22 protein-coding genes are annotated in these 24,079 nt (G+C 62.8%); 12 read left to right on the top strand and 10 right to left on the bottom strand.

From position 1 onward, the window contains the following. The first annotated feature begins 40 nt into the window (after positions 1-40). The 3 genes from speB to AC0L2V_RS04185 are packed head-to-tail and all read left to right on the top strand — an operon-like array spanning position 41 to position 2,852. Entirely contained in the window at positions 41-1,048 is a 1,008-nt protein-coding gene (gene speB, locus AC0L2V_RS04195; RefSeq protein ID WP_473519528.1) for an agmatinase, read from the top strand. A gap of 31 nt (positions 1,049-1,079) precedes the next feature. Next, on the top strand, positions 1,080-2,012 hold the full coding sequence (argC, locus tag AC0L2V_RS04190; RefSeq protein ID WP_473507414.1) for an N-acetyl-gamma-glutamyl-phosphate reductase: 933 nt from the start codon (positions 1,080-1,082) through the stop codon (positions 2,010-2,012). After that, positions 2,013-2,852 carry an aminoglycoside phosphotransferase family protein gene (locus tag AC0L2V_RS04185; protein ID WP_473507413.1) on the top strand — a complete coding sequence of 280 codons (840 nt, stop codon included), beginning with the start codon at positions 2,013-2,015 and terminating at the stop codon, positions 2,850-2,852. It abuts the gene before it with no gap. Here the strand turns inward: AC0L2V_RS04185 and AC0L2V_RS04180 are convergent. Further along, on the bottom strand, positions 2,842-3,933 hold the full coding sequence (locus AC0L2V_RS04180) for a COX15/CtaA family protein (protein WP_473507412.1): 1,092 nt from the start codon (positions 3,931-3,933) through the stop codon (positions 2,842-2,844). The genes AC0L2V_RS04185 and AC0L2V_RS04180 overlap by 11 nt on opposite strands. A 152-nt stretch (positions 3,934-4,085) precedes the next feature. Between AC0L2V_RS04180 and AC0L2V_RS04175 the strand changes: the two genes are divergently transcribed. After that, a complete protein-coding gene (locus AC0L2V_RS04175; protein ID WP_023798362.1) occupies positions 4,086-4,304 on the top strand; it encodes a DUF2842 domain-containing protein in 219 nt (72 codons plus the stop codon). Between the two features lie 581 nt (positions 4,305-4,885). Here the strand turns inward: AC0L2V_RS04175 and AC0L2V_RS04170 are convergent. The 5 genes from AC0L2V_RS04170 to AC0L2V_RS04150 all read right to left on the bottom strand — a co-directional run bounded on the left by AC0L2V_RS04170 (position 4,886) and on the right by AC0L2V_RS04150 (position 9,734). Beyond that, positions 4,886-6,040, bottom strand: a complete 1,155-nt coding sequence (locus AC0L2V_RS04170) for a (R)-mandelonitrile lyase (RefSeq protein WP_473519527.1) — start codon at positions 6,038-6,040, stop codon at positions 4,886-4,888. Positions 6,041-6,069: 29 nt separating this feature from the next. Continuing rightward, entirely contained in the window at positions 6,070-6,810 is a 741-nt protein-coding gene (locus AC0L2V_RS04165) for an SDR family oxidoreductase (protein WP_473507411.1), read from the bottom strand. A gap of 61 nt (positions 6,811-6,871) precedes the next feature. Further along, positions 6,872-7,471 carry a flavodoxin gene (locus tag AC0L2V_RS04160; RefSeq protein ID WP_473507410.1) on the bottom strand — a complete coding sequence of 200 codons (600 nt, stop codon included), beginning with the start codon at positions 7,469-7,471 and terminating at the stop codon, positions 6,872-6,874. 31 nt (positions 7,472-7,502) lie between these two features. After that, complete coding sequence (locus AC0L2V_RS04155; RefSeq protein ID WP_473519526.1) at positions 7,503-8,657, bottom strand: aldo/keto reductase; 1,155 nt, start codon at positions 8,655-8,657, stop codon at positions 7,503-7,505. A gap of 93 nt (positions 8,658-8,750) precedes the next feature. Next, entirely contained in the window at positions 8,751-9,734 is a 984-nt protein-coding gene (locus AC0L2V_RS04150; protein ID WP_473519693.1) for an aldo/keto reductase, read from the bottom strand. Positions 9,735-9,868: 134 nt separating this feature from the next. Between AC0L2V_RS04150 and AC0L2V_RS04145 the strand changes: the two genes are divergently transcribed. Further along, positions 9,869-10,759: a LysR family transcriptional regulator gene (locus AC0L2V_RS04145; protein WP_473519525.1), complete on the top strand. Its 891-nt coding sequence runs from the start codon at positions 9,869-9,871 to the stop codon at positions 10,757-10,759. 213 nt (positions 10,760-10,972) lie between these two features. Here AC0L2V_RS04145 and AC0L2V_RS04140 read toward each other — a convergent pair whose 3' ends face one another. Continuing rightward, complete coding sequence (locus tag AC0L2V_RS04140) at positions 10,973-12,028, bottom strand: polysaccharide deacetylase family protein (RefSeq protein ID WP_473519524.1); 1,056 nt, start codon at positions 12,026-12,028, stop codon at positions 10,973-10,975. A gap of 90 nt (positions 12,029-12,118) precedes the next feature. On the opposite strand from AC0L2V_RS04140, the gene AC0L2V_RS04135 reads away from it, so the two are divergent. After that, a complete protein-coding gene (locus tag AC0L2V_RS04135; protein WP_473519523.1) occupies positions 12,119-13,342 on the top strand; it encodes a GNAT family N-acetyltransferase in 1,224 nt (407 codons plus the stop codon). 369 nt (positions 13,343-13,711) lie between these two features. Here AC0L2V_RS04135 and AC0L2V_RS04130 read toward each other — a convergent pair whose 3' ends face one another. After that, entirely contained in the window at positions 13,712-15,946 is a 2,235-nt protein-coding gene (locus AC0L2V_RS04130; protein ID WP_473519522.1) for a GumC family protein, read from the bottom strand. Positions 15,947-16,205: 259 nt separating this feature from the next. On the opposite strand from AC0L2V_RS04130, the gene AC0L2V_RS04125 reads away from it, so the two are divergent. The 5 genes from AC0L2V_RS04125 (at position 16,206) to AC0L2V_RS04105 (ending at position 22,351) form a co-directional block, all read left to right on the top strand. Beyond that, on the top strand, positions 16,206-16,769 hold the full coding sequence (locus AC0L2V_RS04125; protein ID WP_287077118.1) for a polysaccharide biosynthesis/export family protein: 564 nt from the start codon (positions 16,206-16,208) through the stop codon (positions 16,767-16,769). A 5-nt stretch (positions 16,770-16,774) separates the two neighbouring features. After that, the gene (locus tag AC0L2V_RS04120) at positions 16,775-17,905 is read left to right on the top strand and encodes a glycosyltransferase family 4 protein (protein WP_473519521.1); all 1,131 of its coding nucleotides are present in this window, start codon (positions 16,775-16,777) and stop codon (positions 17,903-17,905) included. A gap of 124 nt (positions 17,906-18,029) precedes the next feature. After that, entirely contained in the window at positions 18,030-19,565 is a 1,536-nt protein-coding gene (locus AC0L2V_RS04115; RefSeq protein WP_473507403.1) for an undecaprenyl-phosphate glucose phosphotransferase, read from the top strand. Next, on the top strand, positions 19,562-20,821 hold the full coding sequence (locus tag AC0L2V_RS04110; RefSeq protein WP_473519520.1) for an O-antigen ligase family protein: 1,260 nt from the start codon (positions 19,562-19,564) through the stop codon (positions 20,819-20,821). Before AC0L2V_RS04115 ends, AC0L2V_RS04110 begins: the two co-directional genes overlap by 4 nt. A gap of 1,035 nt (positions 20,822-21,856) precedes the next feature. After that, positions 21,857-22,351 (top strand): hypothetical protein, encoded by a 495-nt coding sequence (locus AC0L2V_RS04105; protein ID WP_473519519.1) that lies wholly within the window; start codon positions 21,857-21,859, stop codon positions 22,349-22,351. Between the two features lie 227 nt (positions 22,352-22,578). Here the strand turns inward: AC0L2V_RS04105 and AC0L2V_RS04100 are convergent, their stop codons facing one another. After that, entirely contained in the window at positions 22,579-23,034 is a 456-nt protein-coding gene (locus tag AC0L2V_RS04100) for a hypothetical protein (protein WP_473519518.1), read from the bottom strand. A 154-nt stretch (positions 23,035-23,188) separates the two neighbouring features. Then, positions 23,189-23,368: a hypothetical protein gene (locus AC0L2V_RS04095; RefSeq protein ID WP_091591545.1), complete on the bottom strand. Its 180-nt coding sequence runs from the start codon at positions 23,366-23,368 to the stop codon at positions 23,189-23,191. A 116-nt stretch (positions 23,369-23,484) separates the two neighbouring features. Here AC0L2V_RS04095 and AC0L2V_RS04090 point away from each other — a divergent pair, with 116 nt between their 5' ends. Further along, positions 23,485-23,643 (top strand): hypothetical protein, encoded by a 159-nt coding sequence (locus tag AC0L2V_RS04090; protein ID WP_473519517.1) that lies wholly within the window; start codon positions 23,485-23,487, stop codon positions 23,641-23,643. Positions 23,644-24,079: the final 436 nt, after the last annotated feature.

Below are 24,079 nucleotides of genomic sequence, written 5' to 3'. Positions count from 1 at the left end.
ATCCAATAAGGTTGCGCCTCGACGCACAGGAGACCGCTTCATGCCGAACACCAACATCGATCACGCCTTCACCGCCCGAGCCAGGACGGGTGCGTCCTTCGAGCCGACCTATGCCGGCGCGCTGTCGTTCATGCGACGCAAATACTCGAAGGACGTGAAGGGCGCGGACGCGGTGGTGTGGGGCATCCCCTTCGACGCCGCCGTCACCAACCGGCCGGGCGCGCGTTTCGGACCGCAGGCAATTCGCCGCGCCTCGACCATTCTCGACAACGACCCGCAATACCCGTTCTCGCGCGATCTGTTCGAACATCTCGCCGTGGTCGACTATGGCGATTGCCTGCTCGACAGCGGCAACCACCAGAAAACGCCGGGGACGATCGAGCGCGAGGCGGCAAAGATCCTGAAATCCGGCGCCTTCCTGCTATCGCTCGGCGGCGACCATTTCGTCACCTGGCCGCTGCTCAAGGCGCATGCCGCCATCCACGGTCCGCTGGCCCTGGTGCAGTTCGACGCCCACCAGGACACCTGGCCGGACGACGGCAAGCGCATCGATCACGGCTCCTTCGTCGGCCGCGCGGTCAAGGAGGGGATTATCGACCCCGACCGTTCGATCCAGATCGGCATCCGCACCCATGCGCCCGACAGCTTCGGCATCAAGATCCTGTACGGCCACGAAATCGAGGACATGCGCGCGTCCGATATCGCCTATGCCATCGTCGACCGCACCGGCGGCAAGAAGGCCTACGTCACCTTCGACATCGATTGCCTCGACCCGGCCTTCGCCCCCGGCACCGGCACACCGGTCGCCGGCGGGCCGTCCTCGGCAAAAATCCTGTCGGTGCTGCGCCAGATCAATCAGCTCGACATCGTCGGCGCCGATGTCGTCGAGGTTGCGCCGGCCTATGATCACGCCGAGATAACGGCAATTGCCGGGTCGACGGTGGCCATGCACTATCTCGGGCTGCTGGCGGAACGAAAGGCCCGGCTCGAAGAGCTGAACAACGGCAATCACATTGTTGCCGGATTGAACCAGGCAAGTGGCATATAATTTCGAACTATCAGGGAATTCAGGCAGGCAAATGAAACCGAAAATCTTCATCGACGGCGAGCACGGCACCACCGGTCTCCAGATCAGGGCGCTGCTTGCCGAGCGCGGCGACCTGGAGATCATCTCGATTCCGACCGAGCGCCGCAAGGAACCGGCAGCCAGAGCCGAGTACCTCAACGCCGCCGATGTCGCGATCCTGTGCCTGCCGGACGCAGCCGCGAAAGAAAGCGTCTCGCTGATCAGCAACGACACGACAAGGGTTATCGACGCCTCGACCGCGCATCGCGTGGCAGAAGGTTGGGAATATGGTTTTGCCGAAATGGACAAGGCTCAGGCGCGCAAGATCGCTTCGGCGAAGCGCGTCACCAATCCAGGCTGCTGGCCGCAAGGGCCGATCGCGACACTGAGGCCGCTGGTCGCGGCCGGGCTGTTGCCGCCGGATTTTCCGGTCACCGTCAACGGCATTACGGGCTATTCGGGCGGCGGCCGGCCGATGATCGAGGACTATGTCGCCAAGGGCGAGGAAGCGTCGGAATTCCTGCCCTACGGGCTGACCCTGCAGCACAAGCATGTGCCGGAGCTCAGGACCTATGCGAAGCTGTCGCATGATCCGATCATGCAGCCGGCGGTCGGCAATTTCGCGCAAGGCATGATCACGGTGGTGCCGCTGCAGCTCGGCGGCCTCGACTATGTGCCGACCGGCGCCGAGCTTCATGCGGCGATCGCCGACCATTTCGCCGCCATCGATGGCGGCGTGGTCGAGGTGGCGCCCTATGCGCATCTCGAGCGCGTGCCGGAGATCGATCCCGAAGTCTACAACGGCACCAACCGGATGATGCTCCATGTCTTCGCCAACGACGACAGGGCCCAGGCGCTGCTGTTCGCCGTCTACGACAATCTCGGCAAGGGCGCCTCGGGTGCTGCCGTGCAGAACATGGATCTGATGCTCGGCCTCAAGCACTGAATGGACGCTCCGGCATTCCCAGGCCGCTGGAAGGTCAGCGCGCCAGAACTGATTGCCGAGACGTTCAGCAGCCGCATCTGGAAGGTTGTTCGCGAGGACGGTTCGCCGGCGGTCGTCAAGGCCCTCAAGGCTTTCGACGACGTCGAAGACGAGTTGCGCGGCGAGCATTTCCTCGCCTGGCGGCGCGGCGAAGGCGCGGTACGGCTGCTCGGCCGCGACGGCCACTGCATGCTGCTCGAATATGCCGGTGAAACCTTGCTGTCACAGGTTCTCGCCGAGCAGGGCGACAATGCCGCTACAGCCATCGCGGCCGAAGTGATGGCAAGACTGTTCTCGCCATCCGACCACCCTGCCCCACCAGACCTTCAGCCGCTGCGGGTGCGGTTTTCCAGTCTGTTCAACAAGGCGAAGATCGATCGCGACGCCGGCGAAAAGAGCTTTTACGTCGAAGCGGCTGCGACCGCGGAACGGCTGTTGGCCAATCCTGTCGAGGTGCTGCCGCTGCATGGCGACCTGCATCACGACAACATCATGCTGGGAGCGCGCGGCTGGCTGGCGATCGACCCGAAGGGCGTTCTCGGCGATCCCGGCTTCGACGCGGCGAACATGTTCTACAATCCGCTCGGCCGCGACGAGCTTTGCCGTGATCCCCGGCGGATTGCCGACATGGCCGAGATTTTCGCCAGAACGCTCGGCCAGACGCCGCCAGCCATTCTGGATCACGCCTTCGCCTATGGCTGCCTGTCGGCGTCATGGCATCATGAAGACGGCAATGCGGTCGAGAAAAGCCGCGAATTGTCCATTGCCACTGATATCAGGGCGGTGCGGCTCAGCCTCTGACGGCGATCTGGTTGGGCATGGGATAGGCGCCTTTGGTGCCGCGCCAATGCGCTGCGGCAAAGCCCAGCAGGACAAGCGCGAAAGCCTGATGCATCAGCGCCATGTGCAGCGGCACCTGCATCAGCAGCGTGCCGATGCCGATCAGGGCCTGCAGCAGCACCAGCACAAACAGCAGCGTCGCGCGGCGCGCATGGGTGGTGCCGGGCTGGCGCCGGTGGGTCGCGATCATGTGCCAAAGTGCTGCGACTGACATAGCGTAGGCGCCGAGCCGGTGGATGAACTGGACCGTCTTCGGGCTCTCGAAGAAGTTGCGCCATGCCGGCTCGAGGATTAACAGGTCGCCGGGGATGAGCTTGCCGTCCATCAGCGGCCAGGTGTTGTAGCTCAGGCCGGCATCGAGCCCGGCGACCAGCCCGCCGAAATAGATCTGGATCAGCGCCAGCAGCACCAGAAAGCCGGCCAGACGCTGGGTCGAGCGGTCGGCCGCGGGCTCGGAGTGCGGCGCCAATCCACGCGCGACCACCATGGTCGCGGTGAAGATCAGCGCGGCCAGCGTCAGATGCGTCGCCAGCCGGTATTGGCTGACGGAGACCCGGTCGACCAGCCCGGACGCCACCATCCACCAGCCGATCGCGCCCTGCAGGCCGCCGAGAAGAAGAATGCCCAATAATTTCGGACCAAGACCGCGTTCGATGCGGCGCGTCGCCCAGAAAAACACCAGCGGCACGGCAAAAACCAAGCCGACACCGCGCGCCAGGATCCTGTGCAGCCATTCCCACCAGAAGATCGACTTGAACGCTTCGATGCTCATGCCCTTGTTGAGTTCGGCATATTGCGGGATCTGCTGGTAGCGCTGGAATTCCTCCTGCCATTCGGCGTCGTTGAGCGGCGGGATGACGCCGTGGATCGGCTTCCATTCGGTGATCGAAAGCCCGGATTCGGTGAGCCTGGTGGCGCCGCCGACCAGCACCAGCACAAACAGCACCAGGAGCACGACGTAGAGCCAGCCGCGTACCAGCGCCCGGTTGCGCAGGTCGCGGTCGCGGGCCACGAAAGGCGCGGCAGCTGATATGGCAGCCATGGTCTTGTCCCGGCAGGTTGCAGTCGCGGATTGGTGAACCATCGCAATCCAACTGGCAAGACCGGACAGCGCGGCACGCCGTCGCGCCGCTTCTTGGCTGTTGCGTGCCTCTTCCGTTGGGCCTAAGCGATAGGCATCAACCGGATCGCGAAATGCCCATTCGCCTGAAAAAGCTGATCGGAACAATCCTGCTGGTGGCGCTGGTCATCGTCTATGCGCTGGTCGCATCGATCGTGGCGGTTGCCCAACTGGCGGAATCGGGACCGTGGGCGCATTTCCTGTTCTTCCTGCTCAGCGGCATGCTCTGGGTGCTGCCGGCCATGGGCATCATCAAATGGCTGATCCTGGAGCCGCCGCGGCCGAAGAACTGAGGCTCGCTCGCCGCCGCGGTGAAAGCCTGACGCTTGCTACCCGAGGTGTAGGGCAGCTCAGGTGGTTTTCTGCCTTCCGTGTCGCCGATCGGAACGCGCCGGCGGCGCCAGAAGCGGCAGTTCGCCCCGGTCGGGTTGCTCGTCTGCTAAGCGTCCATGAGCCGACCATCAGACTCAGATCCGCATAACAAAGCCGGTGCTAGCTAGGCAGCTAAACAACGGGACTGGGTAGCACCTGAGCTGTGGAATCATCGGACGCGGGATAAAGGACCGAATGGCCAAGCTTCTCCAAAGTTCGGGTTGAGGTCACTTGGAATGAGGAACTCACGGACGATAACGATCATCGCCTTGGATTCTCTTCCATGATCCAGTGGCCGGATTCGGGAACCACTCCTTCAGTCACGTCGCTGGCGGCAAAGCGCATGACGGTCGCCATCATCGGCCCAAGCAGACCGAGCGCCGCCGCGGGCAGATGAGCCGTTTCCCCACCATCACCAAGACTGCAGGCCGGTTCATTTGGCGCATTCCGCGAAGCAACGAAAAGAGCCAGCAGTCTTCTCACTTGGGATACTGTGCGTCGCTTACATGTTCAGCCACTCGACGGCCTTGCCGTCCAGTGCCTCGGCAACGGCAACATGCGTCATGCCGGCCGTGCGACTAGCACCATGCCAGTGCTTCACGCCGGGCGGGATCCAAACGACATCGCCGGGCTCGATCTCTTCAATCGGCTCTCCCCATTGTTGGACAAGACCCTTGCCGGCGGTGACGATTAGCGTCTGGCCCAAGGGGTGGGTATGCCACGCGGTTCTGGCACCGGCCTCGAAATGAACCGTTCCGCCGCCGACGCGCGCCGTCTCGTCAGCCTTGAACGACGACTCAACTCGAACCGAGCCGGTAAAGTGATCTGACGATCCCGTCGTTGACTTGGCGGGATCATATTTCTGCACACGGATTGCTGCGCCGGAAGACCCGCGGGCAGCCTGCTCCGCGAAGGCCGTGCGCAAGGCAGGCATCGCTGCCATCGCCTTCGGCCACCCTGCATAGAAGGCCAGGTGGGTGGGAACCTCAGCGATTTCCGTCTGCGTCAGGCCATTGTCCAGCGCTTGCTTGACCTGGAATGGCAACTGGTCAACGTCCCCTGAAGCGAGAAGCGCGGCTATGGTGGCAAGACTGCGATCCCGCCCGGAAAGGCCCGGCCGGCGCCAAAGATCGCCAAACAGCACCCGATTGGTGTAGGCCGCCAGTGCGGGAGCCACCGGCGCCACCGTGTCGTCAACAGTAGCGGCTCGCGCCGCTTCGGCGGCGGCGTTGGGCTCAAGTGGTCCGGCCGTGCTTGCCTCAACTTCGCCGATGCCGCGCCGGTCGAACACGTCCTTTGTCGCCTGAACTGCGGAAATTGCGTTCGGCCAGCCCGAGTAGAAGGCGAGATGGGTGATGATCTCGCCAATCTCCCCTGGCGTGACTCTGTTGTCCAGCGCCCGGCTGACATGTCCGCCCACCTGCGCGATGCGACCTGAGGCGATCAGCGCCAATACCGTAACAATGCTCCGGTCCCGGGGCGCGAGCTCCTTACGCAGCCAGACATCGCCGAACAGGAGATTGTCGGTGTAGTCCCCAAGACCGGGTGCTACGACATAGACGTCCGGGGGTGCAATCCGACCTGCAGGACGTTCCTGTGCGTCTGCGGCCGAGGCCGCGAGTGTTGCCGCCACCAGGGAGGCTGAAAGGCTTTTCATGTTGCGCGTCTCTCTGTAGCTGGATGAAGTCAGAGCTCTTGGCCGGTCGGCCGGAACAGGATTTCGTTGACGTCCACGTCCTCCGGCTGGCTCATGGCGAAGGCCACCATGCGGGCAAAGCTGTCGGCAGGGATCGCAACGGCCTCATAGAACTGCTTGATGCCCTGGGCGACATCAGCTTCCGTGATGCTCTGGGGCAGCTCAGTGGCGACAGCTCCAGGCGAGATGACAGTGGTCCGGATGTTGTAGGGTTTGACCTCCTGGCGCAGCCCCTCCGAGATCACCCGCACGGCGTGCTTGGTGGCGGAGTAAACGGCACCGCCCTTTCCAACCTTGTGGCCGGCAACGGAGGACACATTGATGATGTGGCCGCTCTTTTGCTTGGTCATATGCGGCAGTGCCGCCGCGATGCCGTAGAGAACGCCCTTGATGTTGACGTCGATCATGCGGTCCCAGTCGTCGACCTTGCCGCGCTCCAGCGGCGAATGCGGCATGAGCCCCGCATTGTTGATGATGACGTCGAGACGGCCATGCGTTTGCACCGCGTGGTCAACGAGGCTCCTAACCTGATCGACCTGGGTGACGTCGATCTGGACGACCGCCTCCCTATCTAGACCAAGCTCTGTTGCGAGCGCCTGGAGACGATTGATGCGGCGAGCGCCAAGCACCAGCTTGGCTCCATCTGCGGCAAGCCGCCGTGCTGCCGCTTCACCGAGGCCGCTGCTGGCGCCGGTGATGACGACGACTTTGCCTTGAATCCCTTGGGTCATGTTGTTCAGTCCTTATCTGGTCGGTGCCTCGGATCGCGACGCCCAGGGTTTGCAGCCAAGGCTACCGGCGTATCTCGACGCTCCCGAGCCACTGTGTGACCTCTCGAAGCGTCTCGCGCTCCTGGTCGCATTCTTTGGAAAACCCTTCGATCGGACGAGCGCCGGGTGCATGCTCGGCGACCACGGCAAGGCTGTTGCCGAGCCCATAGCCACCATGCGTGATGAACGGCACCAGCGTCTTGCCCGAAAGGTCGTGCTGCGACAGGAACGAGCGGATGACGGAAGGCGCGGTCATCCCCCAGATCGGAAAGCCCAGAAACACGGTCTTATAGGAGCTCAGATCCGGCACCGTCGCCTGCAACGGCGGCTCGTAGCCGCGCTGCCGTTCGTCCTCTGCCTGCGCGACCTGTGCCTCGTAGTCTTCCGGATAGGCCGCCGCCGGCACGATCTGAAACTGCGTTGCTTCGAGTGCGCGGGCGATCTGGGTGGCGATCAGGCGCGTGTTGCCGGTCCGGGTAAAGTAGGCCACCAGGACCGTGGCGCTGCGACCGGCCGCAGCAGGTTCAGCGCTTGCCGCCGCCGAACTCACTCCCGCCACCAAAGGCAGCAGGAGTGAGCGTTGCAGGGCCTGCCGGCGCGAGATGGTTGTAGTCGAAATCATCCAGGGCTCTCGTTATGGCCAGTGAATGCGATCAGACTTTCGGAGGCGCTTCCACGCCCGAGAAGACCAGCACTTGGTCAGGAAGGCGCGCGCCCCTGATCTCGATCGTGGCCACGGCTGCATTGAGCTCCGCCACTTCTGCGGGCGTGAACTGGACTTCGGCCGCGCCGATGTTCTCGATCATGTGCGGCATCTGTGTCGACCCGGGGATCGGCACGATCCACGGCTTCTGCGCCAGCAGCCAGGCAAGCGTGATCTGGGCCGGTGTGGCCTGCTTCCGTTCGGCCCAGCTCTTCACCAGCTCCACCAGTGCCAGATTGTGTGGCAAGTTGTCCGGCGAGAAACGGGACTCGATCCCGCGGATGTCGCCTTCGGCAAATCGGGTCCTGGCATCGATGGCGCCGGCCAGGAATCCTACCCCAAGCGGGCTCCAGGGCACGAAGCCGATGCCTAGCTCTTCGCAAAGTGGAATGACTTCCTTCTCAGGCCCGCGCCACAGCATCGAGTATTCGTTCTGAACTGCGGTGACAGGTAATGCGGCATGAGCACGACGCAGCGTCTTAAGGCCCATCTCGGAAAGGCCCCAATGCAGAACCTTCCCCTCCGTCATCAGGTCCTTGATCGCGCCGGCGACGTCCTCGATCGGCACTTCAGGGTCGACGCGGTGCTGATAAAGGAGATCGATGCGGTCGGTGCGAAGGCGCTTGAGCATGCCCCCGACCACGCGTTTGATGTGGTCCGGGCGGCTGATGAGCCCCGGCCGACGTTCGCCCGTCTCCTGATCGATGTTCCAGCCAAACTTCGAGGTAATCACAACTTGGTCGCGAAACGGCGCGATGGCTTCGCCGAGGATCCGCTCGCACTCATGCGGCCCGTAGGCCTCGGCGGTGTCGAAGAAGGTGACGCCATGGTCGTGGGCAGCTCGGATGATGTTCAGCATCTCGGGTCGGGTGGGGACCGTCGTCTGGTAGGTCCGGCGCATGTTCTGGACACCGAGGCCGACGCTCGAGACTTCCAGCTGGCCCAGCTTTCGCCGCCCGCTCGCCCGGGCTGCGCTCTCGCTGCCAGAACCAGTTGCCTGAGCGAAGGCCTGCGAACCCGTTCCTGCGAGCAGTGGCGCAGCGGCGAGAGTTGCCGCTGCTCCCAGAAAACCACGTCGTCTCAATGTTATGCGTTCGGTTGTCATCTCAATCGTCCTTTCTTCGGGGCTCGGATTCGTCTCGATCCGAGGGGGATTTCTTATCGATGGTCTCGCTTAGCTTTGGGTATCAGGCGCGGTTCAGCGGTTGACGAAGCGCTGAAGCGAGGCGGGGTAGCGATCGCCCTTCACGTCGACGCTGGCGAGCGTCCGCTCGATGCGGGCGAGATCGTCAGCCGTCAGTTCCACGTCCGCGGCGCCGAGATTCTCCTCCAGCCGGTGGAGCTTCGTGGTGCCGGGGATCGGCGCGATCCAGGGACGCTGGGCGAGTAGCCAAGCGAGAGCGATCTGCGCGGGGGTCACACCTTTGGCCGAAGCGATCGATTCGATGAGATCGACGAGTGCCTGGTTCGCCTTGAGCGCCTCGGGCGAGAAGCGTGGCACGATGCGGCGGAAATCACTTTCACCGAAGGCGGTGTTCGGGTCGATCTTGCCGGTCAGGAAGCCCTTGCCGAGAGGACTGAACGGCACAAAGCCGATGCCAAGCGCTTCGAGCGTCGGCAGGATTTCTTTCTCGGGCTCGCGCCACCATAGCGAATATTCGCTCTGAAGCGCGGCGACCGGCTGAACCGCATGGGCGCGGCGGATCGACTCGGCGCCGGCCTCCGACAGACCGAAGTGTCGGACCTTGCCTTGGGCGATGAGATCGCGAACGGTGCCGGCGACATCCTCGATCGGCACAGTCGGGTCGACCCGGTGTTGATAGAATAGGTCAATCACATTAGTTCGCAGACGCTTCAGCGCCTCGTCCGCGACCTGTCGGATTCGCTCAGGTTGGCTGTCGAGACCATTCGCCGGAATGCCGTCCTTGAAGCCGAACTTGGTCGCGATTACCACCTGGTCACGAACAGGCTCAAGCGCCTCGCCCACAACCTCCTCATTGATGCCAGGGCCATAGGCCTCGGCGGTGTCAAAGAACGTGACGCCTCGATCATGGGCAGCGCGGATGAGCTTGATGGCCTCACCGCGATCGGTGGCCGGCCCGTAGCCGTAGCTCAGGCCCATGCAGCCGAGACCAATTGCTGATACGCTCAGACCGTTCCGCCCTAATGTTCGTTTCTGCATGATCGTCCTCTCGCTGGTGGTCGGCATCGCAGCGCCTTCGATCCGGAGAAGATATGCCCTCCGTGTCCTAGCGATTAGACAGGGCAAGTCGCATGGGCTTATGACTCCGTGTCATCAATAGCGGAGTGACCGGCATGCGACGTGAGGATCTGGGCAGTTTGGCAATGTTCCTGGCGGTCGCCGAAGAACAGAGCTTCACCAGAGCAGCTGCAAAGCTTGGCATCTCCCAGTCGGCGCTCAGCCACGCGATGCGGCGGCTGGAAGCCAAGCTGGGCCTGCGCCTGCTGACCCGCACGACGCGCAGTGTTGCGCCGACCGAGGCTGGCGAGCGGCTGGTCGAGACCCTCCGGCCTGCGCTGGACGACATCGACGCCAAGCTTGCCGCGCTGACAGAACTGCGCGAGCGACCGGCCGGCACAATCCGGATCACCACGTCGGAACTCGCTGCTCAAACGGTCCTCTGGCCGGTGGTCAATCGGCTTACAGCCGCGCATCCCGATATTCAGGTCGAACTCAACATCGAGTCGGGCCTGACCGACATCGTCGCCGAGCGCTACGACGCGGGCGTTCGCCTTGGCGAACGATTAGAGAAGGACATGATCGCGGTTCGGATCGGACCCAGGTTGCGGATGGCCGCAGTTGGCTCTCCGGCCTACTTTGCGCAGCACGGGCGGCCGCTGACGCCTCACGATCTGGCGAAGCATCCCTGCATCAATCTCCGCATGGTGAGCGGGAGCATCTACGCTTGGGAGTTCGAGAAGGACGGGCGCGAGCTGAAGGTCAAAGTCGAGGGTCAGCTGACGTTCAATAACGTCGAACTTATCCTTGCTGCCGCCGTCGCAGGGCATGGCATTGCTTTGTTGGTCGAGGACCGCGCAGCAGCGTTGCTGGCCGAGGGAGCTTTGGTCCGTGTCCTTGAAGACTGGTGCGAGCCGTTCGACGGCTACTATCTTTACTACCCCAGCCGGCGGCAGCCATCGCCGGCCTTCAGCCTGCTTCTGGAAGGTCTACGCTTCAGAGATTAGGACGAGCTACGTCGTGCCCCCCGGGGATGCGTGTGTGTCTCATGCCGACGGGCCGAAGCAGCGAACGAGTGAAGATGCCGCGAACGACCGGAATTGGCCGAAGCCGCCATTCGTCCTGCGGGAGACGAAGGCCGCCTTGGGTCACGACGTTCCCTTGACCTCCCATCAGGGATGGTCCGCAAAGGGTTTGCCGTCCACCGGAGTGTCAGACCACTAGATGGTGACGAGCATCTTGCCGGCGTTGGCCAGCGGCGTCGTCACGCCCGACAGCATCGTGCGGATATGGGCAACGCTCTGATAGCGACCGTTGATCGAAATGCGCGGCAGCGCGTGCAGGAAGCCGGCATGTTCGGCGCGCAGCACGCCGTGGCGTGTCGTCACCGCCGAGACATAGCCGGCGTCGCGGGCAAAGCCGACTTCGCGGTCACCAACGGCGCTGGCATAGCCATAGGGATAGGCGAAATGGCGCGGCGCCTCGCCGAGTTCGGCCTGCAATATGCGCCTGACGTCGTCGACCTCGTGCCGCGCATCGGCTTCGGAAAGCCGCTTCAGATTGCGATGATTGACGGTGTGCGCGCCGATCGTCACCAGCGGATGCCCTGCCATGGCGCGGATCTCGTCCCAGTTCATCAACAGGTTCTGGCGCGCGCCCAACTCGATACCGTTCGACCGCGCCAATTCGCGCAGCACCGCGCGCTGGTCCTCCTCGCGGACCTCCAGCGTCAGATAATCGTGCAGGCGCGCAAAGGCCTGGATTTTCTTGCCCGGGGTCGAGCAGTCGATCGTCACCGGACCGTTCGGTGTCGTCAAAACCAGCCGGTTGCGCGCGCTGACGATGTCCTCGACCACCTCCCACCATAGATCGGCGGCGCCGTTTATCAGCCCCGGCGCGACATAGATGGTGATCGGCGCGCCGTGCTTTTCCAGCACCGGCAGCGCCTCGGTCATGTTGTCGCGGTAGGCGTCGTCGGCGGTGATTGCCGCGAACTGGCCAACCTTGCCGCCGGCCTTGATGCGCTTGATCGCCTCGTCCAGGGTGACGAATGCATAGCCGTGCGCCTTCATGTCGGCGATGACAGCGTCGAGGAACTCAGGCGCGATGTTGAGATGCCGGTTGACGCTATCAGGCTTTTCCGGCGTGGCGGTTACCCGATGCAGCATCAGGATGGCGCCGATGCCGCCGACGAACGGTTTGGCCAGCGGGGCAAGACCGGTATAGCGCACGACGTTGAGCGCCAGCTTCCGGATTGCCTCACCCCCGTCGATCATTCATTCACCTTTTGCGCCTAGGCTCATCCAAGCACGAAATGCGCCTATGCGCGCCCCAATCGCGGTGAATACGCCCTAAAGGATTGAGGTATGGTTGACGCCACCGCGTCATTTGACGGCAATCGGCTCGAGGCCATGCAGGCGGCGCCGCGCGCGGTGCCTGCGGATCATGCCGGCCTGTCGGTGTCGGTCGCCGACGGTGCGGCACTTGCGGCTTATGCCGAGTTCTGCGGTTCGGCGCTGTTCGCGCCGGCGCAGAGCCCGGCCTGGATCCTGAACTGGGCCAGACATGCCGAAGCGGACACCGTCTTGGCGACGCTGAGCGCTGACGGCCGGCCGGTTTTTTGGTTGGCGCTGGAAGTCACCAGCCGCGGTCCGTTACGCGTCGCCCGTTTCATGGGCGGCCGCCATGCCAACGGCAATTTCGCCGCCGCCGACCCGTCCTGGCTGACCAGGGCGGATGGCGCGGCGATCCGCTCGATGCTGGCGGCGATCGCCAGGGCGCGGCCGGACATCGACCTCGTCTCGCTGGAACGGCTGCTGCCCGATCTCGACCGCGTTGCCAATCCGCTTCTGTCCCTCCCGCATTTTCCCAGCCCCAACCTGTCGCTGGCCGTCGACCTGGCGGGAGGTTTTGATGCCCTGCTCTCCCGCGCCAGCGGCAAGCGCAGGCGCAAGAGGCACCGCTCGCAGGCGCGCAAGTTTGGGGCCGTCGGCAGCCACCGCCGCATCGAGGCCCGGACGGCGGACGAGGTGAACAGGCTGCTCGATGCGTTTTTCGAGATGAAGGAGTTCCGCTTCCGCAAGATGGGCATCGCCAACGTCTTCGGCGAGCCACAGGTTCGTGCTTTCTTCCGCGCCTTGTTCGTCGAAGCGCTCTCCGACGACACGCCGTCCTTCGTGCTGCATGGGCTCGAAGTCGCCGGCAAGCTTCGCGCCGTCACCGGATCGAGCCGCTCGGGAAAACGCCTGATCTGCGAATTCGGAGCGATCGCCGACGACGACCTCGCCCATGCCAGCCCCGGCGACTTCCTGTTCTTCGACAATATCGAGGAAGCCTGCGAGAAGGGGTTCGATGTCTACGATTTCTCGGTCGGCGACGAACCCTACAAGCGGCTGTGGTGCGATATCGAAACCCGGCATTTCGAGGTCCTGGTTCCGCTGACGACAAAAGGCCGCGCGCTGGTGTTTGTCCTGCGGCAGGGCGCACGCCTGAAAGCCTTCGTCAAGAACAGCCCGACGATCTGGAAGCTGACCAAGATGCTGCGCCGCAAGACGGCCGGACAGGCTGTGCCAGCAGAGGACGACAGCTGAACGCTGCCGAGATTCCGGGAAGTAAGTGATTTAGCTCCCCTAGGGGCGACGGGCTGATGCGGCATCGGGCGAGATCACCCGGCGTTGGCGCTCCGTCCAGCACCATCGTCACGCAAATCGCTGACGTTCGCGATTGGCTCCCCCTTCTCCCCTTGTGGGAGAAGGTGGCCGAGCGAAGCTCGGCCGGATGAGGGGTGTTCCAGCTTGGCACCAACAGCGATCCGGCCAACACCCCTCAACGGTCTCGGCGCTGCGCGCCGATCCACCTTCTCCCACAAGGGGACCCACAGGGGGAGAAGCAAGAGCGCGCTATTGCCGCCACTGCTGCAAACTCTGGTCGACAACGTTCAAGAGAATTATCGAACTGTCTCAGGCGGCGGAGCGCCGTCCGGGTAGCGGCGTCCCTGGCGTCTGATGGCCGACCGGCGTCACCAGCGTCAGGTCGGGATAGCCGCTCTCGATCAGCTCGACCGCGGCCTGCGCCACCTCGTCGTTCGGCTCCAGCAGCGACAGGAAGACTTCTGTGCCCTCGCCGACAAGGCGGCTGATGCCTTGCGCGTCGGTGGGTCCGCATTCGACCACGACCAGATCGTAGGCGGTGGTCAACGACTGCATGATGATCGGCAGCCGGTCGGCGGCGCGCATGGCGCGAACCGGATCGGCGTTGCCGACGGGAATGACGTGGCAGTCCGAATAGAGATCGGCATGGATCACGTCGCTGAACTGCGCTTCGGAGGCGAGCAGATCGGTGATGCCCGGGAAAAGCCTGCTGTCCAGCGTCGGTCGCGAGGCGGCGCCCGAAGCGGTGAGATCGAGCAGGAGCACGCGCAGGCCGGTGTCGGAAACCTCACGCGCCACCAGCACCGCCGAGGCGGCCGCCTCGTCGCCTTCCGGCGACACGAATATGGCGCGTGCCGCACCGCTTGTGATCAGTTTCTCCACCGCCTTGTCGATTTCGACCTCGCCAAGGCTGCGGCGCGCCGGCCCGACGTCGTCACCAGTTGCCGGGCCAGTTGCTGGCGCCGCGGCAGCCGCTTGCGGCTCTGCCTGGACTTCCGCCGTCCGGTCCCCAAAGTCTTCGATATCGGCCGGTTCCTGATTGGGCGGCTCGTGATCGGGCGGTTCGTGATCGGACGGTTCGTGATTGGGCGGTTCGTGGGCAACCGGCATCGCGACCTGTTCGATCCGCTCGAAGCGGGCGCCGGCGGCCGGCCGCATGGCGCGACCCGAAAACAGCTCTTGCAGAAGCGTCACGATCGCCATGACCAGCAGCGAGCCGACGAAGGCCGCACCGATGATCGGCAGGATTTTTGGATAGTAGGGTTGGGACGGCGCCACCGCGCGGGAAAAGACACGGGCGTCGACCGGCGGATAGTTGCTGTCCTTGCGCGAAGACGCCTCACGATAACGGGTCAGATAGGTTTCGAGCAGCTGGCGCTGGGCGGTCGCTTCGCGCTGCAGCGCGTCCAGTTCGACCTGCTGGTCGCCGGCGCGCGCCGATGCGGCCTTCAGCGTGTTGACGTCGGCGACAAGCTGGTTTTCGCGGGCCTGGGCGGTCTGCGCCTGCGTCATCAGCCCTGTCATGATCTTTTCCGCCTCGTTGCGGATCTGGCGGTCGAGATCGGCAAGCTGCGACCTCAGCGCCCGGATTCGCGGATGATTGTCGAGCAAGGAGGTGGAAAGGTCGGCGATGTTGGTCTTGAGCTCGACCTGCCGCTCGCGCAGCCGCTGGATCAGTCCGGACGACAGCACCTCCGGTACCGCATCCAGCGAGCCGCCATTCTGCAGCGCCCTGCGCACGCTGTCGGCAGTCGCTGCCGCCGAGGCGCGATTGGCCCGCACCCGCGACAATTCGCTGGACAGTTCGGAAAGCTGTTGCGTGGCGAGCACCGAATTGTTGCCGCCCATCAAAAGATCGGACTGGGCGCGGTAGCTTGCCACCTTGGCCTCGGCATCCTTCACCCGCTTCGACAGGTCGGCGATCTCCGGCGCAAGCCAGTCGGTTGCGGCGGAATTCGATTCGATATTGGCATTGCCCTGGACGGCGATGTAGGCGTCGGCGATGGCGTTCGGGATTGCGGCGGCGAGCCGGGGATCTTCCGAGGAGAATTCGATGACGATAACGCGAGATTTTTCAACGCGATAGACGTTGAGCTTCTCACGCATCTTCGTCAGCACGCGTTCTTCCGGCGGAATCTCGTTGGGGTCGCTCTTCAGGCCGGCGACGACAAGCAGACGGCTCAACGCCGGCATATCCGCCGTCTCATCGAACTCGGGCAGGCGCGACAAATCAAGCTTCTGCGCCACCTGCTTGAGGATGTCGGTCGAGGAAATGACCTCGACCTGGCTGGTCACGCCTTCCTCGTCGAGTATAGGCTTGTCGTTGTCATTGGTGCCGTCAGGGCGCGTGTAGACCGATTCGCGGGTTTCGATCAAAAGCCGGGTTTCGGCCCGGTAATGCGGCGTGGCGAGCCAGGTGAGCGCGAACGCCAGACCGGTTACGACAAGCGCGACGACAAGAATGCGCAGCCAATTCCTCGCAAGGCTGGCGAAGAGCTGCCTGAGATCGACGTCGACATCTGCGGCCGCGGATTGAACGGACATGCATCCTGCTCCGGTATTTTAGTCAGTATACACCGTAAACAAATATGGTAACTCAGCCGTTAATATTGCGGTAAGCAACCTGTCAGGTTTTACGCGCACGCGGCAGCTAAAAGCACCGGAACCGGCCGCCTGTTGTCGGTTGCCGTCGCTTCGGCCGCCCGCCTTTACCGGCCATTAACCCTAACCGGATGATAACGGGCCTCGATCTCCAGCGTTTGCCGCGGTGCAGCGGCGGCCAGTCGAAGGTACATGTCCGGTCATGAAAAGCACTGCTTCCCTGTTCCGTGCGCTGCTCGCCGTGTCATTGCTTGCCGGTTGCTCCAGCTACCGGCCGGCGCCGGCGGCCTTTCATAAAATGCTCGATCAGCCCTATCGCCTCGGCGCCGGCGACCGGGTCCGCGTCACCGTATTCGAGCAGGAAGGATTGACCAACGTCTACAGTGTCGACCAATCCGGCTATCTGTCCATCCCGCTGGTCGGCGCCGTGCCGGCGCGCGGCCACACCGCACAGCAACTCGAAGGCGAGATCGCCGACAAACTACGCCAGGGTTATCTCCGTGATCCGGACGTTTCGGTCGAGATCGACCGCTACCGGCCGATCTTCATCATGGGCGAAGTCGGTGCTGCGGGCCAGTACTCCTATGTTCCCGGCCTGACCGTGCAAAAGGCGATTGCCATCGCCGGCGGTTTCAGCCCGCGCGCCAACCAGGGAAGCGTCGACATCACCCGCGACATCAACGGCAAGGTCATGACCGGCCGCGTTGCCACCTCCGACCCGCTTCTGCCCGGCGACACGGTCTATGTTCGCGAACGCCTGTTCTAGACCACGTGGCGGACACACTCAGGATCGTCCACTGCTTTCGCTCACCTGTCGGAGGGATTTTTCGTCACGTGCGCGACCTGACCGAGGCGCAGGTCGCCGCCGGGCATGCCGTCGGCATCGTCTGCGATTCGACGACGGGCGGCGACTTCGAGGAACATCTGTTCGAACAGATGAAGGGCATAATGGCGCTCGGCATCCATCGCACGCCGATGCAGCGGCATGTCGGACCCGGCGACCTCGCCTCGGCCTGGCGCACATTTGAGATCATCAAGGAATTGCGGCCGGACGTGCTCCACGGGCACGGCGCCAAGGGTGGCGCCTATGCCCGCCTGTTCGGCTCATTGTTGCGGGCATCAAGGTCTCGCGTAGCCCGCCTTTATTCGCCGCACGGCGGCTCTCTTCACTATGACGAGACCACCGCCACGGGGAAGCTGTTCTTCGCGCTCGAGCGGTTCATGGCGCGCTTCACCGACTATCTTCTGTTTGTCTCCGACTATGAAAGGCAGACCTATCGCAGGAAGGTCGGCGAACCACCGATCCCGAACAACCTTGTCTACAATGGACTGAGCGCCGCCGAGTTCGAGCCGGTGCGAACCGAGCCGAATGCGGCCGATGCCCTCTATATCGGCATGATGCGCGACCTCAAGGGACCGGACATCTTCATCGATGCGCTGGTTCTTGCCGGAACACGGCTCGGCCGCCCGGTGAATGCGGTGATGGTCGGCGACGGCGACGACCTGCCGCGCTACCATGCGCAAGTGAAGCGGCTCGGGCTCGAAGGCCATATGCGCTTCCTGCCGCCGATGCCGGCGCGCAAGGCCTTCGAGTTGGCCGAACTGGTTGTCGTGCCCTCGCGCGCGGAAGCCATGCCCTACATCGTGCTGGAGACGCTCGCCGCCGGCAAATCGATGATCGCCACCGGCGTCGGCGGCATCCCGGAAATTCTTGGCGCCGGCTCCCCCGCCCTGATCCGGCCCGATCCGCGCGAGCTCGCCGACAAGATGAGCGCGGCGCTGGCCGACCCCGACGCCTATGGCAGGCTGATGCCCGATACCGCCGACCTCAAGGCGCGATTCGGCGCCGACGTGATGGCCGCCGCGATCGAGACGGCCTATTTCGCGGCGCTCAAGCGCTAACCCGAAATGGGCGCTAACCCCAAAACGGCGCTGACCTCAAAGCTTCTCCAAAACCTATTTGTTGTTTCAAGGGTTTCTTAGCTCTATTTCGCTATTCACTTGCGTGAAGCTTTGCGGATGCATCATGAGCGACTTCGATCCCAAACGCCGCTTTTCGAAAGACGCGGTGCGCAATTTCAACGGCCCGGCCGCTGACGATAGCCCCGGCGGCATGAACGACGTCGCCCGTCAGGTCGCGTCGCAATACCGGCGCGACACCATGTCGCCGATCATGGTCAGCGGCGTCTTGCGGATGGTCGAATTCGCACTGCTGTTCCTGTCGGGCCTGTGCATCTATTTTTACTATGTCGGCTTCTTCAACCATCTCGCCTGGCAATATCCGCTGGCGATCGCCGCCGCTTCGTCCCTCGCCGTGGTGCTGCTCGACCTCACCGACTGCTACCAGATCGTCTCGTTTATGCGGCCGCTCGCCAATTTCGGCCGTCTGCTGATGGCCTGGGCCGGCACCTTCGCCTTGATGGCGCTGACGGCATTCGCCATGAAGATGTCGCAGGACTATTCGCGCCTGGTTTTCGGCACCTGGTTCGTCGTCGGCTTCATGCTGATCTTCGGCCTGAGACTGCTGATGTCGAAGCTGATCCGGCGCTGGGCGCGCGACGGGCGCATGGAGCGCCGCGCCGTCATCGTCGGCGGCGGCACGGCCGCGGAAGTCCTGATCCGCTCCGTCGAAAAGCAGCCCTACAACGACATCCGCATCTGCGGCATCTTCGACGACCGCGGCGACAAGCGCTCGCCGCCCATCGTCGCCGGTTACCCAAAGCTCGGCACCGTTTCCGAGCTCATCGAGTTCGCCCGCATCGCCCGTATCGACATGCTGATCGTATCGCTGCCGCTGACCGCCGAAACGCGCGTCCTGCAGCTTTTGAAGAAGCTGTGGGTGCTGCCTGTCGACATCCGGCTCTCGGCGCATTCGAACGCGCTGCAATTTCGGCCGCGCGCCTATTCCTACATCGGCTCGGTGCCGATGCTCGATATTTTCGACAGGCCGATCAACGACTGGGATTCGGTCGCCAAGCGCGCCTTCGACATCGTCTTCTCGATCATCGGCATCATCGTGTTCTCGCCGGTCATGCTGGCGACCGCGATCGCCATCAAGCTCGACAGCAAGGGACCGGTGCTGTTCCACCAGAAGCGGCATGGCTTCAACAACGAGATCATCGAGGTCTACAAGTTCCGTTCGATGTACACCGACAAGGCCGACCCGACCGCCAAGCAGACGGTGACCAGGAACGACCCGCGCGTCACCCGCGTCGGCCGCTTCATCCGCAAGACCTCGATCGACGAGTTGCCGCAGTTTTTCAATTCGCTTTTCGGTTCGCTGTCGCTGGTTGGCCCGCGCCCGCACGCCATTGCCGCCCAGTCGCACAACCTTCTCTACAATGAGGTGGTCGACGGCTATTTCGCACGCCACAAGGTCAAACCCGGCGTCACCGGCTGGGCGCAGATCAATGGCTGGCGCGGCGAGATGGATACCAACGAGAAGATCCGCATGCGGACGGAATACGACCTCTATTATATCGAGAACTGGTCGCTGCTGTTCGATCTGAGGATCCTGTTCCTGACACCGATCCGGCTGCTCAATACGGAAAATGCCTATTGAGCGCAGTCGCGCATGAACTGTCGCCGGCTGCGGTCAACGCCAAGCTGATCGCGCTGATTGCGTCGGGCGCGGTTTTCCTCGGCGTCTTCCTGTCCGGCTTCGTCATCGCCGAGCCGGCGCCATACGACCTCTATATGGTCGCGCTGATGGCGGTGTGGGCCCTGTTCGGCCTGCGCATATCGCGCGCGGCGGCGCCGCTGCTGGTGCTGCTGGTGGTCATGAACATCGGCGGCATGATCGCGATGACCCAGATGTCGGATATTGCCGGCACCCCGCTCTATCTCGCCGTGTCGCTGTTCCTGGCGTTTACCGCGGTGTTCTTCGCCTCGGTGACATCGGTCCAGCCAAATCTCTACCGGGTGATCTTCCGGGCCTATGTGATGTCGGCGGTGCTGACCTCGCTGCTCGGGATCGCCGGCTATTTCCATGCCTTCCCGGGGGCGGAGATCTTCACCAGATACGACCGCGCCACCGGCGCCTTCCAGGATCCGAACGTGTTCGGGCCGTTCCTGGTGCTGCCCGGCATCTACCTGCTCCATCTCCTGCTGACCGGCCCCGTCTCACGCATGCCGTTGCTGGCGATGCCGCTGCTGATCATCACCGCCGGGATTTTCTTCTCGTTTTCGCGCGGCGCCTGGGGCATGTTCGGCGTTTCGGCGATCCTGCTCACCGGCGCCCTGTTCCTGCAGAGCGCCAGCGGAAAATTCCGGCTGCGTGTCGTCGTCATGACCATCGCCGCCATTTCGCTGCTGGTCATCGCGATGCTCGTCATCCTGCAGCTGCCGGGCGTCTCGGAAATGTTCTCCAGCCGCGCCCAGCTGGAACAGAGCTACGATACCGCCCGCCTCGGCCGTTTCGCCCGCTATATCTTCGGTTTCCAGATGGCGCTGGAGCATCCGCTCGGCATCGGCCCGCTCGTCTTCGGCACGATTTTCGGCGAGGATACGCACAACATCTGGCTGAAAATGCTGCTGGACTATGGCTGGCTCGGCTTCGTCTCGTTCCTGACGCTGACCTGCTGGACGATGGCAGCCGGCTTCCGCATTCTCCTGCGCGACAGGCCGTGGCAGCCCTACCTTCTGTGCGCCTATGTCGCCTTCATCGGCAATATCGCGCTGGGCACCTTCATCGACATCGATCACTGGCGCCACGTCTATCTGCTGCTCGGGCTGATCTGGGGCGCGATCGCTCTCGAATATCGCCATCAGCGGCAGTTGCGGCCGGCGGCGCTGTGTTCGCCGGCGGCTGGGGCATGATGGATTTCTGGGGGCAAGTCTAAGTCCCTTGAAAATGGTCGGAGGTCCAGCACGTGGGCGTAGCGAGTGGTGGTCTTAGCCACTGCCGTCGAATATGGCGGGAACTCGCTGCAGGGCTGGTGATGGGCATAGGCATAGCCGTCGGCATGGCGCTGGCCGGATGAACTTAGGCGAGCGTGGCGCAATCTAACGTATGGGCGGCAACGCCATCACTACGACCGCGGCAACGGCCGTATCCGGGGGCGAAACGTTGATCGTCATCTAAGCAACCCACCAACGATGGCTGCACACAGCAAAAACACGAGCGTGGCACACGCGATGAACATACCTCTTCGCGTTCGCCACCTTGGCGGCTCAGCCGGCACAAGCCTGAACCGCTGGGCATGCTCCGTTGCGATTTTCAGTAGGGCTGCAGCCGTTTCGCGCGGCGTCCACCCCTTCGCTTCCGAGGCAGTCACCAAGGCTGCAAATGCGGCTTCCAAGGCGACTTCACAGTTGACGTCCCGATCTGGGCTACCCTTTGGCAATATGGGTGGTTGCACGGCTTGGGACATGCAAACAAAGCGGCTCGCGGATGAAAGGTTCCCGCGTTTCGAGCCCTTCACTTTCGAAGGTCGGCTTCCAGGTGCAGTTCGAGGCGTAGTGGGTGGCGCCACCGGGCGCCCTGCGCCGATGCGTCGGCGAAGTTTGAGGCCACTGATAACCTGCCGTACGTGCGGCATGGGCAACCAAGCCCCTCGCGCTACGGTGTCGATGACATCGCGCGCCGAGATGCGGCGGTCTTTCATTTCATGGGAATCCTGAATTGAAGGTCGTCAAAGGAGCCGCTCGCCCGAAGGCGGCGGCTTTTGAATTGGTCCCGCCCGGCCTACTTAGCCGAAGACGGGTTGCGCACGATGATAACGAGGCGTCGAGCGCAAAACATAAGGGACGCCGAAGCGCCCCGATCGTTGCTGTTGCCCTATAGGTTTTTGCGGCCACGATTTGGCACCAGGCCTCTAGGCACATCTCGGCTATAGGCTATGACTAAAACTGATGGGTAACCTGGACGAAGCTAACATGCCTGCTGTGACTTCATCGCTCGTACGGCACGATCATCGCGCGATTGTGATCTTTGCGTTCCTGTGGGTCGGGGGGTTGGTCTGGATCGGTGTCAACACACTTCTTAATCGCCAAGATGCGGGCACCGTTATCTACTCGAGTACCGAATACCGATGCATCGCCGCAGTCACCGGCAAAAAGGTAAGGGTGCGTTGGAGCACCCTTAAAAATCTACGGGATCCCAGCACCGGTTTTACTGTTGGGACGATCATCGAAAAATCGGGCATGAACTGCATCTCTGATGGAGATGCAGTCTCGTATGCAATGCTTCCTTTGAGCGGCGGTACTTCACTCTCCGCCATCCGCATAAAGGGCGAAGAGGTGAAAGCTGAGTTCCGGCAACCCGGCTTGTGGGCCGATATCACGGACGCCACAGGGACCGAGCGATGGCGAAATGACGGGAACGGCTATCGCATGATCAGCCCCTAAAAGGCTGCTAAGCTGCCCTTATCCGGTGACCATCATTCGCCACCGCCAACTTTGCCCATCTGCCGGCAGCGAGTAGTTCTGCGCTCCCGCGCCGGTCGGCGTATCCGCCCTTTGCCCCAAAGGCCTTGCCAACGTCGGCAACGTTGCCTCCCGAAAGGATCACCTCGATGACCGTCTCAACGTCGCCGGGTGGGGCAGACGGAACTGATCCGGCAACCATCCGAACATCACCGCGGCTGAAGCGCGTTGCGCCTGTGAAAACGGCGTCCGGATATAACCAGTCCTGTGATTTTATACTGACGCCGCGCGAGACCGCATCCCAATTGCCTGTTCTCGCCGGCTCTGGTTCCGGGTCGCCTAGCCGGGGTTTTACGGCAGGCAATGCCAGGTACGCATCTAATGATGCGCGGATCCGGATTCTTGCCTCTCGGCCTTCCGTCCTTTCGGCTTCGGTCGATGTTGAGGCCAGCTTCAGTTGGCAGGTTGTCGTTGGCGGCCTGCGGCAACCGTTGCCGAGCAATCAGCCACAGGCAGGCGGCGCCTTTCTGGTCATGCTTCCTTAGCCAGTTCCAGGCCGGACGGCCGCCACGGTATCGAATGCGCGTTGTCGTGCTTTTCTCAGGGTTGGCTTTCAGAATGGCGTCGGCTGCAGCAAGCATTTCCTTGCGGGTAGTCATGGTCATGGGTGGTCATCCCATCTTGAGAAACCGGCTTGGCCGGGCAGTGCCGAACCGCAATGTGCGGGGCGGTAGAAAAATCAAAGATAATCAAAAAATGTCTGAGTGAGATTGCAGCGGGTGCGCCTGAATGCCCCCGGCTGGAGATCGAAAGCCCCCCTTAGTCGTCTTTTTTTAAGTCCTTGGCCTCGTCTTTGATCTTCGCCCAATCGTTGCCGTGCTTGCGTAGGAGGCCTCGCGCCTGGTTGGGCGACAAATCCGTAACTTCCGTCAGGTGTTCAACCTCTAGCTCTGCACCCTTCTTAACTCGGCTGGTGTCGCTGTTCTTTTTGACTGCCATGTGTTGCGTCCTTCTTGGCCCACGGTCTGTGGCAACGAGTGTTGAACGTTGAGGTTCCGCCCATGTGGAACAAACCGCATGCCGTGCGGTTTCTACCGCCGAAGGGAGACCACACTATGCTTAGATTCTTGATCGGCCTTGGCGCGCTGTTCGCAGCATTTCAAATCGGCCGTGAGTTCGGTCGCACCGAGGCGGAGGCCATGCAGCTTCCGCCTGTCGATGACGAGCGTCGGCTGGCGGCAAGAAACGAGGCAGAGTTCGGTGAGCCGACTTAGGCGTTTGCTCATTATCGTTCGCCGGCCGCAGGTCGGGCCGCAGGCGATAAAACTCGGCCCAACTGATGCGGCGTACCTGTACCGTTTCGGCGCCAATGGTGACGGTACGGGCTGTGGTCATATGGCGTCTTCAGGAAAGGGCGCTCGAGACGCGGTTTCAGCTAGTCGTTGCTAGCGCGTCGCCACATTGGGTCGACGTCGAGAGCCATGCAGTCGCAAGACTCGAATAACCCAACTTATAGGCGTTTTCGCCTTGTGTGTCAAGATGATGCGGTCAAGAGGCGCTGGATCTCCATATCTTGTGTTGAAATTTCTAAATGCCTGCGGCGGAGCGAAAAGAAAAAGGGCACCCCGTTTCCGAGATGCCCTTCCTTCATCAGAACAGTCTGGCGAAAACTGCTAACCACGAAACCAAGGGCAAGGTAATGCCCATGGC

It is taken from the genome of Mesorhizobium sp. WSM4814 (genome assembly GCF_055811595.1).
The sequence above is the reverse complement of the archived record's forward strand: the minus strand, read 5'-3'. Positions and strand labels throughout refer to the sequence as shown.